Annotated in this window: 11 protein-coding genes; 7 read left to right on the top strand and 4 right to left on the bottom strand. The window is 44.8% G+C overall.

What is annotated here, in order from left to right; genetic code table 11:
- Nucleotides 1–39: 39 nt before the first annotated feature.
- From QUB10_RS16085 to QUB10_RS16055, 7 genes are all read left to right on the top strand, one after another.
- A complete protein-coding gene (locus tag QUB10_RS16085) occupies nucleotides 40–1,770 on the top strand; it encodes a bifunctional serine/threonine-protein kinase/formylglycine-generating enzyme family protein (protein WP_333203566.1) in 1,731 nt (576 codons plus the stop codon).
- Nucleotides 1,771–2,008: 238 nt separating this feature from the next.
- Nucleotides 2,009–4,045: a bifunctional serine/threonine-protein kinase/formylglycine-generating enzyme family protein gene (locus QUB10_RS16080; protein WP_333203564.1), complete on the top strand. Its 2,037-nt coding sequence runs from the start codon at nucleotides 2,009–2,011 to the stop codon at nucleotides 4,043–4,045.
- Between the two features lie 243 nt (nucleotides 4,046–4,288).
- Nucleotides 4,289–4,537, top strand: coding sequence for a type II toxin-antitoxin system ParD family antitoxin (locus QUB10_RS16075; RefSeq protein WP_333203562.1), 249 nt, complete (start codon nucleotides 4,289–4,291; stop codon nucleotides 4,535–4,537).
- On the top strand, nucleotides 4,534–4,770 hold the full coding sequence (locus QUB10_RS16070; protein ID WP_333203560.1) for a type II toxin-antitoxin system RelE/ParE family toxin: 237 nt from the start codon (nucleotides 4,534–4,536) through the stop codon (nucleotides 4,768–4,770). Before QUB10_RS16075 ends, QUB10_RS16070 begins: the two co-directional genes overlap by 4 nt.
- A 77-nt stretch (nucleotides 4,771–4,847) precedes the next feature.
- Nucleotides 4,848–5,894: an IS630 family transposase gene (locus tag QUB10_RS16065; protein WP_333203558.1), complete on the top strand. Its 1,047-nt coding sequence runs from the start codon at nucleotides 4,848–4,850 to the stop codon at nucleotides 5,892–5,894.
- Between the two features lie 852 nt (nucleotides 5,895–6,746).
- The gene (purF, locus tag QUB10_RS16060; protein WP_333203556.1) at nucleotides 6,747–8,213 is read left to right on the top strand and encodes an amidophosphoribosyltransferase; all 1,467 of its coding nucleotides are present in this window, start codon (nucleotides 6,747–6,749) and stop codon (nucleotides 8,211–8,213) included.
- Nucleotides 8,214–8,947: 734 nt separating this feature from the next.
- Nucleotides 8,948–10,033: a DUF3474 domain-containing protein gene (locus QUB10_RS16055; RefSeq protein WP_333203554.1), complete on the top strand. Its 1,086-nt coding sequence runs from the start codon at nucleotides 8,948–8,950 to the stop codon at nucleotides 10,031–10,033.
- A gap of 419 nt (nucleotides 10,034–10,452) precedes the next feature.
- Here the strand turns inward: QUB10_RS16055 and QUB10_RS16050 are convergent, their stop codons facing one another.
- From QUB10_RS16050 to biuH, 4 genes are all read right to left on the bottom strand, one after another.
- Complete coding sequence (locus QUB10_RS16050; protein ID WP_333203552.1) at nucleotides 10,453–11,130, bottom strand: cysteine hydrolase; 678 nt, start codon at nucleotides 11,128–11,130, stop codon at nucleotides 10,453–10,455.
- The gene (locus QUB10_RS16045) at nucleotides 11,121–11,483 is read right to left on the bottom strand and encodes a cupin domain-containing protein (RefSeq protein ID WP_333203550.1); all 363 of its coding nucleotides are present in this window, start codon (nucleotides 11,481–11,483) and stop codon (nucleotides 11,121–11,123) included. Before QUB10_RS16045 ends, QUB10_RS16050 begins: the two co-directional genes overlap by 10 nt.
- A gap of 17 nt (nucleotides 11,484–11,500) precedes the next feature.
- Nucleotides 11,501–13,108, bottom strand: coding sequence for an ABC transporter ATP-binding protein (locus tag QUB10_RS16040; protein WP_333203548.1), 1,608 nt, complete (start codon nucleotides 13,106–13,108; stop codon nucleotides 11,501–11,503).
- A gap of 115 nt (nucleotides 13,109–13,223) precedes the next feature.
- Nucleotides 13,224–13,907: a biuret amidohydrolase gene (gene biuH, locus QUB10_RS16035; RefSeq protein ID WP_333203546.1), complete on the bottom strand. Its 684-nt coding sequence runs from the start codon at nucleotides 13,905–13,907 to the stop codon at nucleotides 13,224–13,226.
- Nucleotides 13,908–13,931: the final 24 nt, after the last annotated feature.

The raw sequence follows: 13,931 nt of genomic DNA, 5'->3' as shown, positions 1-13,931 counted from the left end.
AGACACTATACAATATAAACAGTATCATTCATAAAATAAATGATTTGCTGTATCAATCCCGACTGCGCCAATCCTCAAAACCCCGACGGGCAAACATATTGTATCAGTTGTGGCCTTAAACTCGTACCCATCCTGCGAAGCCGTTACCGCCCCATCGGATTCCTCGGCAAAGGTGGCTTCGGCAGAACTTATTTAGCAGAAGATATTGATAGACTAAATCAACCCTGTGTCGTTAAACAATTAGCACCAAATTTCCAGGGGACTTGGGAGAGTAGCAAAGCGAGAGAATTATTTCAGCAAGAAGCCAGACAACTGCAACAGCTAGGACAACATCCGCAAATCCCATCACTAGATGCCTATTTTGAACAAGACAAATATTTGTATCTCGTACAGCAGTTTGTCGATGGTGATAATTTGTTAAACCTTTTGCAAAATCAGGGGATTTGGCAAGAAAGCCAAATTAAGCAACTATTACTCGAACTTCTACCTGTTCTCAAGTTTATTCACGAACAAAAAATCATTCATCGAGATATCAAGCCTGAGAATATTATGCGCCGTCGCAGCGACGGTTTGTTAGTGCTGATTGATTTCGGAGTTTCCAAACAGTTGTCGGGAACAGTGATGTCGAGACTGGGAACGCGAATTGGTTCGGATGGTTATGCACCATTTGAACAAATGAAATCGGGTGAAGCTTATCCAGCCAGTGATTTGTTTAGCTTGGGGGCGACGGCTTTTCATCTACTGACGGGGATACATCCTTCTGATTTGTCGGTGGAACAGGGTTATAGTTGGACTGGAAATTGGCAGCAACATTTGAAAAGTCCCATAGACAAGGGATTGGAATTGATTTTATCTAAGTTGTTGGCAAAAGATATCCAGCAGCGCTATCAATCAGCAGAGGAAGTTTTAATAGATTTTCAACGTCAGTCAACGCCCAAAAATAGCATAAATTTACAAAAAATAGACTTTGAAGTGGTGACAGTTGATGTGCGGGGTAATATAACTAACCGCCAACAGCGTCAAGCACAATTTTTCAGCGAAAATTTAGGTAGCGGTGCAATCTTAGACATGGTAGCAATTCCTGGCGGCCGTTTCGTGATGGGTTCCCCCAGTACAGAAGCAGGGCGAAGTAACAATGAAGGGCCGCAGCGTACTGTTAATATCTCTCCTTTTTTTATGGGTAAATATCCCATTACTCAAGAACAGTGGGAAGTAGTGATGGGGAATAACCCTTCTGATATCAAAGGTTTGAAACGTCCTGTAGAACAAGTAAGCTGGAATAATGCTCTGGAATTCTGCCAGAAAATTTCTCAAAAAACAGGGAAGACTTATCGCTTACCATCGGAAGCGGAATGGGAATATGCTTGTCGCGCGGGAACTACAACACCGTTCTATTTTGGCGAGACAATTACCCCGGATTTAGTTAATTATGATGGCAATTATCCCTACAATGCTGCGCCGAAGGGACTTTACCGCAAACAAACAACGGATGTGGGGAGTTTTCCGCCGAATCCGTTTGGTTTGTATGATATGCAGGGGAATGTTTGGGAATGGTGCAGCGATAAATGGCACGATAATTATAGTGGCGCACCGACTGACGGAAGTTCTTGGGAAACTGCAACGGATAATAAGCGGGTGCTGCGTGGTGGTTCATGGAACAACCATGCGCTCTATTCCCGTAGTGCCGATCGTGACAGGAATTCGGCGGGCTACAAGTTGAGGAACTGGGGTTTTCGTGTGGCGGTAGCTTCGGTTTCTTCCTCGTCCTAGTTTCCGCGTAGTAGTGGTAGGGTGCGTCGCATCAAAAATCTGTAAGGAAGATCGACAATTTCACAGCGACGCACCACACAATAGTAAGGTGCGTCGCATTAAAAATCTGCAAATTGCCTAGAAAATTTCACAGCGACGCACCCTACAAATTAGGATAATTTTTTCAATCGCCCTATCAATCGTCGATTCAATCGCCCAGTCAATCTATACAATATAAACAATATCATTCCTAAAATAAATGATTTGCTGTATCAATCCCGACTGCCCCAATCCTCAAAACCCTGACGGGCAAACATATTGCATCAGTTGTGGCCTTCAACTCGTACCCATCCTGCGAAATCGCTTCCGCATGATCAAACTCCTCGGTCAAGGTGGCTTCGGTCGAACCTATTTAGCAGAAGATATTGATAGACTAAATCAACCCTGTGTCGTTAAACAATTAGCACCCGATGTCCAGGGAACTTGGGCGATTAACAAAGCGGTAGAATTATTTCAGCTAGAAGCTAGACAACTGCAACAGCTAGGACAACATCCCCAAATTCCATCCCTTGATGCCTACTTTGAAGACAACAAATATTTGTATCTCGTACAGCAGTTTGTTGATGGGGAGAATTTGTTGACGCTTTTCCACAATCAGGGAATGTGGCAAGAAAGCCAAGTTAAGCAACTATTACTCGAACTTCTACCTGTTCTCAAATTTGTTCACGAACAAAAAATTGTTCACCGAGATATCAAGCCTGAGAATATTATGTGCCGTCGCAGCGACGGTGTGTTAGTGCTGATTGATTTCGGAGTTTCCAAACAGTTGTCGGGAACAGTGATATCGCGACAGGGAACGCAAATTGGTTCGCATGGTTATGCACCGCTTGAACAAATGCAAGGGGGTGAAGCTTATGCAGCAAGCGATTTGTTTAGCTTGGGGGCGACGGCTTTTCATCTACTGACGGGGGTACATCCTTATGGTTTGTGGACGGAACACGGTTATAGCTGGACTGGAAATTGGCAGCAACATTTGAAGAGTCCCATAGACAAGGAATTGGAATTGATTTTATCTAAGTTGTTGGCAAAAGATATCCAGCAGCGCTATCAATCAGCAGAGGAAGTTTTAAGAGATTTTCACGGTCAGTCAAGACAATCTCCCGCACCGACACCAATTCCCACAATTCCTGTGATTCCACAGCACTCTTTGCCGTTACGAACTAACACAACAAGGCGAGGTTTCTTGCAATTAGCGGGTTTTGCTGGGGGAGGCTTTGCATTAGCTGTGCTGGGTCAAAGTTTGTTGAACAACAAAACTTCTTCATCTTCACCAAATCTTCCACCTTCATCCAACAAGGCGGCCCCATCTCCTAAATCCTCAGCTCAAAAATCATCTCCAAAAACTACAGCCAAAAGTTCATCGCCAAAACCATCTCCACAATCTGTAGCAGAAAGTCCATCGCCAAAACCCTCTCCAAAACCATCTCCAAAACCCGCACCAGAAACTCCAAAACCTACGCCATCTTCCAATGCTTTAAAAAGCTTTACTTTTGAAACAGTGACAGTCAACTCAACGGGGCAAATTGCCAACCGCCGTCAAGGAAAAGCACAGGCTTTTATAGAAAATATTGGCAATGCTATTACTCTAGAGATGGTAGCACTTCCTGGCGGCAGTTTCTTGATGGGTTCGCCCGATACGGAAGCCGGACGAAGTAGTTATGAAGGGCCGCAGCGTACCGTGAATATCCCTGCTTTTTTTATTGGTAAATATGAGATAACTCAAGAACAATACCAAGCGGTGATGGGAAATAACCCTTCTGAGTTCAAAGGTGCGAAACTTCCTGTCGAAAAAGTAAGCTGGAATGACGCTGTGGAATTCTGCAAGCGGCTTTCTAAAAAAACAGGCAAGACTTATCGCTTACCTTCACAAGCGGAATGGGAATATGCTTGCCGCGCCGGAACTAAAACACCTTTCTATTTTGGCGAAACTATTACCCCAGATTTAGTTAATTATAATGGCAATAATCCCTACGCTGGGGCATCGAAGGGACTTTACCGCAAACAAACAACTGATGTCGGGAATTTTTCACCCAATGCTTTTGGACTTTATGATATGCACGGAAATGTTTGGGAATGGTGCAGTCATCTCGACAACGATCGAAGCGATCGCCGGGTGCGGTGTGGCGGTTCCTGGAAGGACACTGCGGTGAATTGTCGCAGTGCGTATCGTCTTAGCAATTTGGCGGGCGATCGTTACTCAGACATCGGTTTTCGCGTGGCTTTGGTTTCCGCGTAGTCTCCGGTTTTCGCTTCTGTACAGTAGTCTCCCGCGAGGACTTTTCTTTTAAGACTCGGCGGTTTCAACCTGGTTGATAAATATAGTCCTTGACGCATCAAAACCTTCATAACCGGGTTTTTTGGGGTTTTTGCGGTCTGTAGCGCGTCTTCTGGGCAAAAAAACCCGGTTTCTGACCACCCGTGCATAAGTCCTATAATAGTTAAAATATGCCAAGGTCACACATCAGGAAGGATAAAAAATATGACCCTCAATCTTCCTCTTCCCGATTCAATTGAAAATTTTATTAACGAACAAGTGGCAATCGGAGGCTACAGTAATGCAGCGGAATACATCTTGCACCTAATTCGCCAAGAACAAGCAAGACTCGCGCGGGTTGAGTCGTTATTGTTGGCTGGTTTGGATAGTGGCAATTCGATAGAGATTACCGATGATTGGTGGGAGCAAAAACGCGCTCAGTTGGTGCAGAAACTTGACCGACAGCAGCAATGACTAAACGGATTGTCATTACACCAAGAGCAAGTCAAGATTTAGACGAAAATTTTGCTTATATTGCTCAAAATAATCTTGATGCTGCATTGCGTTTTTTTGATGCAGCACGTCAGACATTTGCGAGATTGGCTCAAATGTCGGGAATGGGTCGCCTGTATCCGGTTCAAAATCCACGGTTGGAGGGTTTGCGAAGATTGTCAGTTAGGGGGTTTGAGAATTATCTGATTTTCTAAGTAGGTCGGCGCAAAAAAACCGAACTATGTTAAGATAAGTAAACAAAAAGAATATATCTACTGAGGTAACTCAATATATGGGCGCTAGATTAAGGGTATTCCTGACTCAAGAGCAAGACAAAACTCTATTAAAACTGAGAACTGCTGCTGTACCACAAAAAGTCAAAGATAGAGCAGAAGTAATTAGATTAAATGCACATGGCTGGTACGTTGAAAAAATAGCTGCTCATTTTAACTGGACTCCACAAACAGTGAGAGAGGTTTTACATAAATGGTCTAATCTAGGCATGGAAGGGCTTTGGGAGTTGCCTGGTCGAGGGGCAAAGCAAACGTGGAAAGAGGAAGATATAGAGTTTTTAAAAGAATGCCTCAAAAACGAATCACGTACATATAACAGTCTTCAATTAGTCCAGAAATTAGAAAAAGAACGTTCTGTTAAATTAAGTGCCGATCGATTAAGACGGATACTTAAAAAAAAAAGGTTTATTTGGAAACGAGCGAGAAAAAGTCACAAAAAAAAACAAGACCCGATAGTACAAGAAACGAAGCAATCTGACTTAGATATGTTGCAATTAGAGGCAGATGCGGGAGGAATTGACTTAAAGTATCTAGATGAATCAGGGTTTTGTATGTGGAGTGAGCCCGGTTATACTTATTACCCAATAGGTGAGCAAAAACGGTTAGAACAAACGAAACGGCGTGGTCGTAGACTAAGTATTATCGGACTTCTTCAACCTGACATAAGTTTTGTCTACGGTTTAGTAATTGGGGGTGTCGATCGAAAAGCTTATATCAAAATGATGGAACGAGAAGCCCAGGAAGCTGCTGAAATTGGACGACCGAGAGTAATCGTACAAGACAATGGCCCAATACACCGATGCAAAGAAGTCCAAGAGTTATGGCCGCATTGGGAAAAGCAAGGTTTATATATCTTCTTTTTGCCCAAGTATTGTTCGGAAATGAACCCCATTGAATTGGAGTGGCAACACATTAAGAAAGATGAGTTAGCAGGACAAATGTTTGATGATGAATTAGAACTAGCCTATGCCGTAATTCATGGAGTAGAAGTTAGAGGACAAAGGGGAAATTACACTACGCAACGTCTTAAGTTTAACTCCAATTAGGTAACTTAATATTTTGTTACATAGATTGGTTTTTTCCCGCCTACCTACTTATCTGTCTTTTGATAACTATATTGAGGTAGTGAGAATTCTGCACGCAGCGAGAGATTTAGAGGAAGTTTTGTCAGGAGATGAAGCTGATTGACTTTGTAGAGTAGGAAAATTTTTCAGGCTGCCAAATCTCCATCCCACGGTTAACTCCTGTCGACATTACTTAATACTCGATCGCGCCCAAAATAGACTTTACATGACCGCACAGATTCCCATGATAATATAGTATGTCAATCTCACAGAAAAGTCAAGCTCGATCGCCGTTAAATCCTAATATTTCAAAAAGCCCGTGAAGCAATTTTATAATTTATTTGCCATTGCACGATCGCCTGTCTCTTCGTTCCCCTCTGTTGGGACGAGAGTTTGACTCTTAAGCGATTTCAAGAGACTGCTGGCGAATTTAAAAATGGTTTCACCCCTCACCCCTAAAAATAGTGGCTCAGGACTAAATATTTAATTAACCATATAGCTATTAACTACCAATAGCGAACCCAAATGCTGCATTCCAGATGCGAGGGGTAACGCCCTCGGCGAATTAGCCAACAGTCTCTTTCAATCGCCGAATCTCTCGCCGAATCCCTCGCCCACAATTAATCAAGGTTAATATAGGATTTGGCGGCGATCGATACTACAATGCCATTAAACGCCGCATCGCTTCTGTCTGAAATGCTACACGAGTTGGAAATAATGACAGATCCGTGGCAAGATTAAGGGAATGTTAAGTTATGCGACGCTTTCGCAAACAAGATTTCCCGCTGAAACTGTCCCCCTAACCCACCTTCCCCATTAGGAACCCACCCATCTATGATTCCCAACCATTCCTTCGCGGCTGACGAGCATTCTAGCAAACCCGACAAGCCCGAGGAAGCTTGTGGCGTTTTCGGTATCTACGCACCGGGTGAAGATGTCGCCAAGTTGACCTACTTCGGTTTGTATGCCTTGCAGCACCGGGGTCAGGAATCCGCAGGGATTGCCACCTTTGACGGTGAAAAAGTCCACCTGCACAAAGATATGGGACTGGTTTCCCAAGTCTTCAACGAATCGAGTTTAGGTCACTTGCCCGGTAACTTAGCCGTAGGGCACACTCGCTACTCTACTACCGGCTCGTCGCGCGTGGTCAACGCTCAGCCTGTGGTTGTCGAAACTCGTTTGGGAAGTCTGGCATTAGCACATAACGGGAATCTTGTCAATACCAAAGAATTGCGGGAAGAATTGCTGTCTCGGAAGTGCGAGTTTGTCAGCACGACGGATTCAGAGGCGATCGCAGTGGCGATCGGTTCCGAGGTAGACAAGGGCAAAGACTGGCTGGAAGCAGCGATCAGTGCGTTTGCTATGTGCCAAGGAGCCTTTAGTTTGACGATCGCCACCCCCAAAGGCGTGATGGGAGTCCGCGACCCCCAGGGCGTCCGCCCGCTGGTAATTGGCATCCTCCCCACAACTCCGGTACGATACGTTTTAGCATCGGAAACTTGTGGCTTGGATATTATCGGTGCTGAATTTTTGCGGGACGTAGAACCGGGGGAATTAGTTTGGATTACAGAGGAAGGTATGGCTTCCTTCCACTGGAGTCAGCAGCAGAAGCGCAAACTTTGCATCTTTGAAATGATCTATTTTGCTCGCCCCGATAGCCAAATGGAAGGTGAAAGTTTGTACAGCTACCGCCTGCGGATCGGGCGTTTGTTGGCTGCAGAATCTCCGGCTGATGCGGATATAGTCATCGGCGTTCCCGATTCTGGAATCCCGGCGGCGATCGGCTTTTCTCAAGCTTCCGGCATTCCTTACGCCGAAGGATTGATTAAAAATCGCTACGTCGGGCGCACTTTTATTCAACCGACTCAGACAATGCGGGAGTCAGGAATCCGCATGAAACTCAACCCTCTCAAAGATGTGTTGGAAGGAAAGCGGGTAATTATTATCGATGATTCGATCGTGCGCGGTACTACCAGCCGCAAAATCGTCAAAGCCTTGCGGGATGCTGGCGCAACCGCAGTTCACATGAGAATTTCCTCGCCACCGGTGACTCATCCGTGTTTCTACGGGATCGACACCGACAATCAAGATCAGTTGATTGCTGCTACTAAGTCAGTCGCAGAAATCGGCGCCCAAATTGGAGTAGATTCTTTGGCTTTCTTGAGTTGGGATGGAATGCTGAAGGCGACTAACGAAGACCCGATGAGTTTTTGTTCGGCGTGTTTCACCGGCGATTATCCGATCGACGTTCCAGAAATGGTAAAACGGTCTAAGCTCATATTAGAAAAAGCTGGAACCTAGAAAATCAACAAGCGGGAAAGTGATCGCCCGTCACTTTCCGCAATTTATGGATTTTCAAGTTTTTCTGGTAAGTCATTGCCAGAATGTGTGTAGAAATGTTACATTAACTTAGCTTTAGCAATTCTTGCAGAATTGGTGAACTGTAGTGAACAGTCGCTTGGGTATCACTTGTGTGAAACCCAACCCTCGGATTGGAGATTTGAGATTGGAGATTTGAGATTTGTGCTTGAATCTAAAATCGCCAATCTAAAATAGATGGTTTTTCCTTACACTCTCGTTCACAATTCCTGCTCGAAACGCTGTATGCTACCTGCAGACTGGAGGTAGTTCCTCCAGATGTACACTCTCAGATTGAAGTCGCATTTCGCACCAACAACGGGCACATGAGATTTTTTCAGATAACAGGGTCGATCGCACTAAATTTTCCCACACAAGTATTCCACAAGCCAACTTGCTTGAGAATCGCGGACGGGCTGTTCATGCGAACTAAAGAACTTTAGAAACCCTTGCAGAGTAAAAAATATGGCTCCTTGCAGTTTGAATGTTACCTCACCTGCATAGGCGATACAAGCCCCCCACATGAGTCGGGGAGAGCCAAAAAATTTAGATATTAGTTAAGCCCCCAGATTCATCTGTGGAGTGAATCTAAAATCTAAAATCTAAAATCTAAAATCGATTGACTGTTAAAAGAAGGCGGAATGCGGTTTCTCAAGTCAGCTTAAATCGGAAACTTCGTGCAATCAAATACTGTTCTCAATCAGCCGAGCAATCAAGGCTCATCCTCTCGTACAGCAGAGTTACCTTTTACTCTTCAAGATATCAAGGCAGCCATTCCAGCCCACTGTTTTGAGCCCTCGGCATGGAAATCTCTGGCTTATTTCTTTTTAGATATTGGCATCATCGCAGGTTTGTATGCGATCGCCTACACCCTCGATTCCTGGCTCTTTTATCCAATCTTTTGGTTGATGCAAGGAACCATGTTTTGGGCATTGTTTGTAGTGGGCCACGACTGCGGACACGGTTCATTTTCTAAGAGCAAATGGCTCAACAACCTGATCGGACACCTCTCCCACGCTCCAATTCTCGTGCCCTTCCACGGTTGGCGGATTAGTCACAGAACCCACCACGCAAATACAGGCAGCTTAGATAACGATGAAAGCTGGTATCCGGTATCGGAGAGCAAATACAATCAAATGCCTTGGTACGAAAAGCTGGGACGCTTTTATTTGATGTTATTTGCCTATCCAATTTATCTATTTCGCCGATCGCCCGATCGGGTAGGTTCTCACTTCATGCCCGGTAGCCCGATTTTCCGTCCGTCCGAAAAATGGGATGTGTTGACAAGTTCCGCATCCTTGGTACTGATGGTAGGCTTTTTAGGCGCGCTAACCTATCAGTTTGGTTGGCTGTTTTTACTCAAGTTCTACTTGGTTCCCTATGTAGTGTTCGTGATGTGGCTGGATTTGGTAACATTCCTGCACCACACAGAAGCCGATATTCCTTGGTATCGCGGTAATGATTGGTCTTTCTTGAAAGGTGCATTGTCTACGATCGATCGCGACTACGGAATCATCAATTCCATCCATCACGATATCGGCACTCACGTAGCCCACCACATTTTCTCGACAATGCCCCACTATCACTTGAAGGAAGCAACGGAAGCAATTAAACCAGTGTTGGGCGATTATTATCGCAAGTCAACCGATCCAATTTGGAAGAGCTTTATTCGCTCTTACTGGGATTGTCATTTTGTCTCCGATACAGGTTCTGGAGTTTACTACGAATCACCTAACAGTCGGCGATCGGCTGAAGTTAAGTAGCTTCAATAAACAATAGAATACGTAAAAACCCGGCTTCTTAAAGAAACCGGGTTTTTCATTATTTTTGCGCGTGTTTCATCAGATGTTTCATATCGTTTCCGGTTGTATCGGAATGATTTAACCGCAGAGGGCGCAGAGAACGCAGAGGGAGAGAATACAGAGATGAATACAGGACGATGCTACCGGATTTGATATCACATCTGGAGGGGTGACAAACCGCCCCAAACCCAGAGTTCTCTTCTTTGTGGAACAGGCCGGAAAGCCTGTTACTGACAATAGTACAACCTCTCAGCTTTATAGACCTCTTTGTCACCCCCCCAGCTAGCTGCATCGAGGTTTTCAGCCTTCATTGTCCCGAAAAAATATATCAGCCACTACTTTTTACCCCAAACATCCGGGATAGCCAACAGTTTTTAAATTTAAGGCTGCGATTTTTCCAAAGCTTGTATTACTACTTCAGCCTTTGCAGTCCAACCAATAATACCGCCTTGGGCGCGAATCATATCGATCGCACTCTGTTTAAACTCTGGAAAGTAACTGGCAGTAGCATCCTCAACAAGTAAACATTCAAACCCCCGATCGTTAGCCTCACGCATAGTTGTTTGAACGCAAACCTCAGTCGTGACTCCAGTAAAAATTAGGTGAGTAATCGCTTTTTCACGAAGAATTAATTCCAAATTAGTGTGATAAAAAGCGCCCTTACCTGGTTTATTAATTACTATCTCATCAGGCCTAGGTGTCAATTCTGAGATAATTGAATTCCCCGGCTCACCCAAAATTAAAATTCGTCCCATCGGGCCTCGATCGCCAATTTTCAGTTTACTTTGACCCCGCTTTTGCTTAGATGGAGGACAATCAGAAAGGTCAGGTTGATGACCTTCAATAGTGTGAACAATAGGGAGATGGCGATCGCGAAATACCTCTAACAACTGCTTTACCGTTGGTACGATCGCCTGTAGTTGGCTGACATCATTGCCTAAAGCTTCACCAAATCCCCCAAGCTCCAAAAAATCTCGCTGCATATCGATGATAACCAAAGCCACCCCGCCAGAGACTGGCAGTTCATAATCATAAGGTTGGGCAGATATTAAGACCATATTGATATAGGTTTTTCCCAAATTACTAGGACTATGCAGCCAGCTTGGCTGACAACACTGTGATTACTGTTAGGCGGGTTAATCACAAAAGTTCCGGCTTGGTGTTCGCCATTCTGGTCAGTTTGCGATCCAGTTAGTACATAAATATGTTCAAAACCAGTATGCGTGTGCCTTGGGACACTTGCTCCCGGCTGATACCGCAATAGAGCCGCAGCCGATCCACTTTCGTTGTCACCATAAAGTCGGTAGATTTCCACCCCATCACGGAATGGTTGCCAAGCCAACTCATTCTGCCACGTCGCGATATTAGGTAAATCCTTAAGGAGCAAAGTTTGGTTCAGTAGTTCAGTCATAGGTATTCCCAAATTGATTAGTGTCCTGCCATACTCTTACCTATCTGAACAAAATCTGCATCTGCGATCGTACTTTCATAAGTAAAATTCCCGCCACTAATTACCAAAACCCGATCGGACAACTTCAGCAGTTCATCTAAATCTTCGCTCACCAATAACACAGCTACACCTCGGTTGCGAGCCTCAATAATCTGACCGTGAATATACTCCACAGCAGCAAAATCAAGACCAAAGCAAGGATTCGCGGCAATTAGTAACTTAATATGTTCGGCAGAGAGTTCCCGCGCTAACACTGTGCGCTGTACATTTCCCCCCGACAGATTGCCGATAGGCGTATCTGGCGAAGGCGTTTTAATTTTGAAAGTATTAATTAAGCTCTTAGCCGCCTGCCTAATTTCTTTCAGGATGAGTAAGATACTTGCTTTAGCTTGGGGAGGGCGATCAAACGTCCGCAGCGCTAAATTTTCTGCCACACTCATGTGTGGCACACAAGCATTATGAAGGGGTTCTTCTGGTAGGGCGAAGACCTGATGTTTAAACATCTCGGCTCGTGTTGCTGTATAAACTTCGCCATTGACCAACACATCTCCACTTGTAGCAGAACGCTGACCAGCCAACACCTCCACCAATTCCCGCTGACCATTGCCAGAGATACCTGCAATCCCAACAACTTCGCCGCTGTGAACTGTGAGATTTACTCCTGTCAATACCTCCATACCGTTGTCTTTATTGGCATGAAGGTCTTTAACTTCAAGGACAGGAATAGTCGTTGGCGGGGCTGTCTTTTCAACTTGTGTTGGCTCACGCCTTTCACCCATCATCATTTCAGACATATCCGAGACAGTCAGATCCTTTACCAAACCCTGACCTGCAAACTTCCCTTTACGCAGCACCGTGATGCTATCGCAAAACGCCATCACTTCCCGGAATTTGTGGCTGATAATTAAGACGCTTAATCTTCCGGCAGTAACTTCTGCGCGCAGTAAACCTAAAACCTCATCCGCTTCCTGCGGAGTCAGCACCGAAGTAGGTTCATCCAGAATCAAGATCCGACTCTGAAGATATATCTGTTTAAGAATTTCTAGCTTTTGTTTTTCCCCAGCAGCTAATTGAAAGACCGGGGTATCTAGAGGAACTCGGAAAGGAGCAGTTTTCATAAAAGCCTTTAACTGCTCGTACTCTGCTTTCCAGTTAATCAAATTAGGGCTATCAAAGCGGGACAAAACCAGATTTTCCGCTACAGTCATCGCAGGCACAGAGGTGAAGTGCTGGTAAACCATGCCAATGCCGTACTTATGAGCATCGCGAGGGCTTGCGATCGCAGTTTCCTGCTTATCAATCAAAACTTGGCCTGAAGTAGGAGTATAGAAACCCATCACACATTTAACAAGGGTACTTTTGCCGGCTCCGTTCTCGCCCAGCAAAGCATGAAACGTCCCTGGTTTTAGCGTCATTGAGAAGTTATCAAGTGCAGTCATCGTGCCAAACCGCTTAGTCATGTTAACCACCTCTAGTTCTGGTGGTTGAATAAAGTTTTGAGTTGTGAAGTTTGAGTCTTGACTGTCTAGATAATTTTGAGTATTTAGTGCTGAGTTTTTGGCTAGAGAGTCTTTCACTTCTGTCATGTTTTTATCTCCTGTAAAGTTTTCAGTTTATCGGCTATTTATGAGATTTGATTCTTTAGTTAGATGGCTGGATTCATTTCAATGCTTGAAGTATTTACTTTTTGTTTCCTCAAAATTAAACACTTAAAGCTTTGATAAATGCTTCTGAATCAGCAACAGTTCCAAACACTCCTCCCTGCATCTGAATCATCTTAAGTGCCGCCAAATGGTTGCCATAATCTGTTGCGCCCGTACAGTCAGATAAGAGCAAACATTCATAACCGCGATCGTTTGCATCTCGCATTGTGGTATGGACGCAGACATCGGTTGTAATGCCAGCCAAAACAATATTTTGAATGCCTTTGCGTTTCAGTAGCAGATCTAAATCCGTGGCATAGAAGGAGCCTTTTCCAGGCTTGTCAATCACCGCTTCACCAGGCAAAGGCGCGAGTTCTGGAATGATTTCCCACCCTGCTTCACCTCGAACGAGAATTCTACCGCAGGGGCCGGGATCGCCAATTCCGGCGTTAATTTGGCGCGATCGCCACTGCTTGTTTTCTGGTAAATCTGCTAAGTCGGGGCGGTGTCCTTCGCGGGTGTGCATGATATGGAAGTGCTTCGCCCGTGCCACTTCTAAGACTTGCTTGATTGGCTCAATAGGAGCGCGAGTCAGTGACAAGTCGTAGCCCATCTTGTCAACATATCCACCAATGCCGCAGAAATCAATTTGCATATCAATTATCAGCAGCACCGTATTTTCTGGCCGCAAATCGCCATTGTAAGGATAAGGATATGGTTCAGCTTCTACAAAACGTCCCATGTTTTCTTCCTTGCGATAAATTCC

Origin of the sequence: Microcoleus sp. B5-D4, assembly GCF_036705145.1 — a bacterium.
GTDB lineage: Bacteria > Cyanobacteriota > Cyanobacteriia > Cyanobacteriales > Microcoleaceae > Microcoleus.
The sequence above is the reverse complement of the archived record's forward strand: the minus strand, read 5'-3'. Positions and strand labels throughout refer to the sequence as shown.

Coding starts and splice junctions, on each gene's coding strand:
- QUB10_RS16085 (WP_333203566.1), top strand. CDS start 40: ATGATTTGCTGTATCAATCCCGACTGCGCCAATCCTCAAAACCCCGAC.
- QUB10_RS16080 (WP_333203564.1), top strand. CDS start 2,009: ATGATTTGCTGTATCAATCCCGACTGCCCCAATCCTCAAAACCCTGAC.
- QUB10_RS16075 (WP_333203562.1), top strand. CDS start 4,289: ATGACCCTCAATCTTCCTCTTCCCGATTCAATTGAAAATTTTATTAAC.
- QUB10_RS16070 (WP_333203560.1), top strand. CDS start 4,534: ATGACTAAACGGATTGTCATTACACCAAGAGCAAGTCAAGATTTAGAC.
- QUB10_RS16065 (WP_333203558.1), top strand. CDS start 4,848: ATGGGCGCTAGATTAAGGGTATTCCTGACTCAAGAGCAAGACAAAACT.
- purF (WP_333203556.1), top strand. CDS start 6,747: ATGATTCCCAACCATTCCTTCGCGGCTGACGAGCATTCTAGCAAACCC.
- QUB10_RS16050 (WP_333203552.1), bottom strand. CDS start 11,130: ATGGTCTTAATATCTGCCCAACCTTATGATTATGAACTGCCAGTCTCT.
- QUB10_RS16045 (WP_333203550.1), bottom strand. CDS start 11,483: ATGACTGAACTACTGAACCAAACTTTGCTCCTTAAGGATTTACCTAAT.
- QUB10_RS16040 (WP_333203548.1), bottom strand. CDS start 13,108: ATGACAGAAGTGAAAGACTCTCTAGCCAAAAACTCAGCACTAAATACT.
- biuH (WP_333203546.1), bottom strand. CDS start 13,907: ATGGGACGTTTTGTAGAAGCTGAACCATATCCTTATCCTTACAATGGC.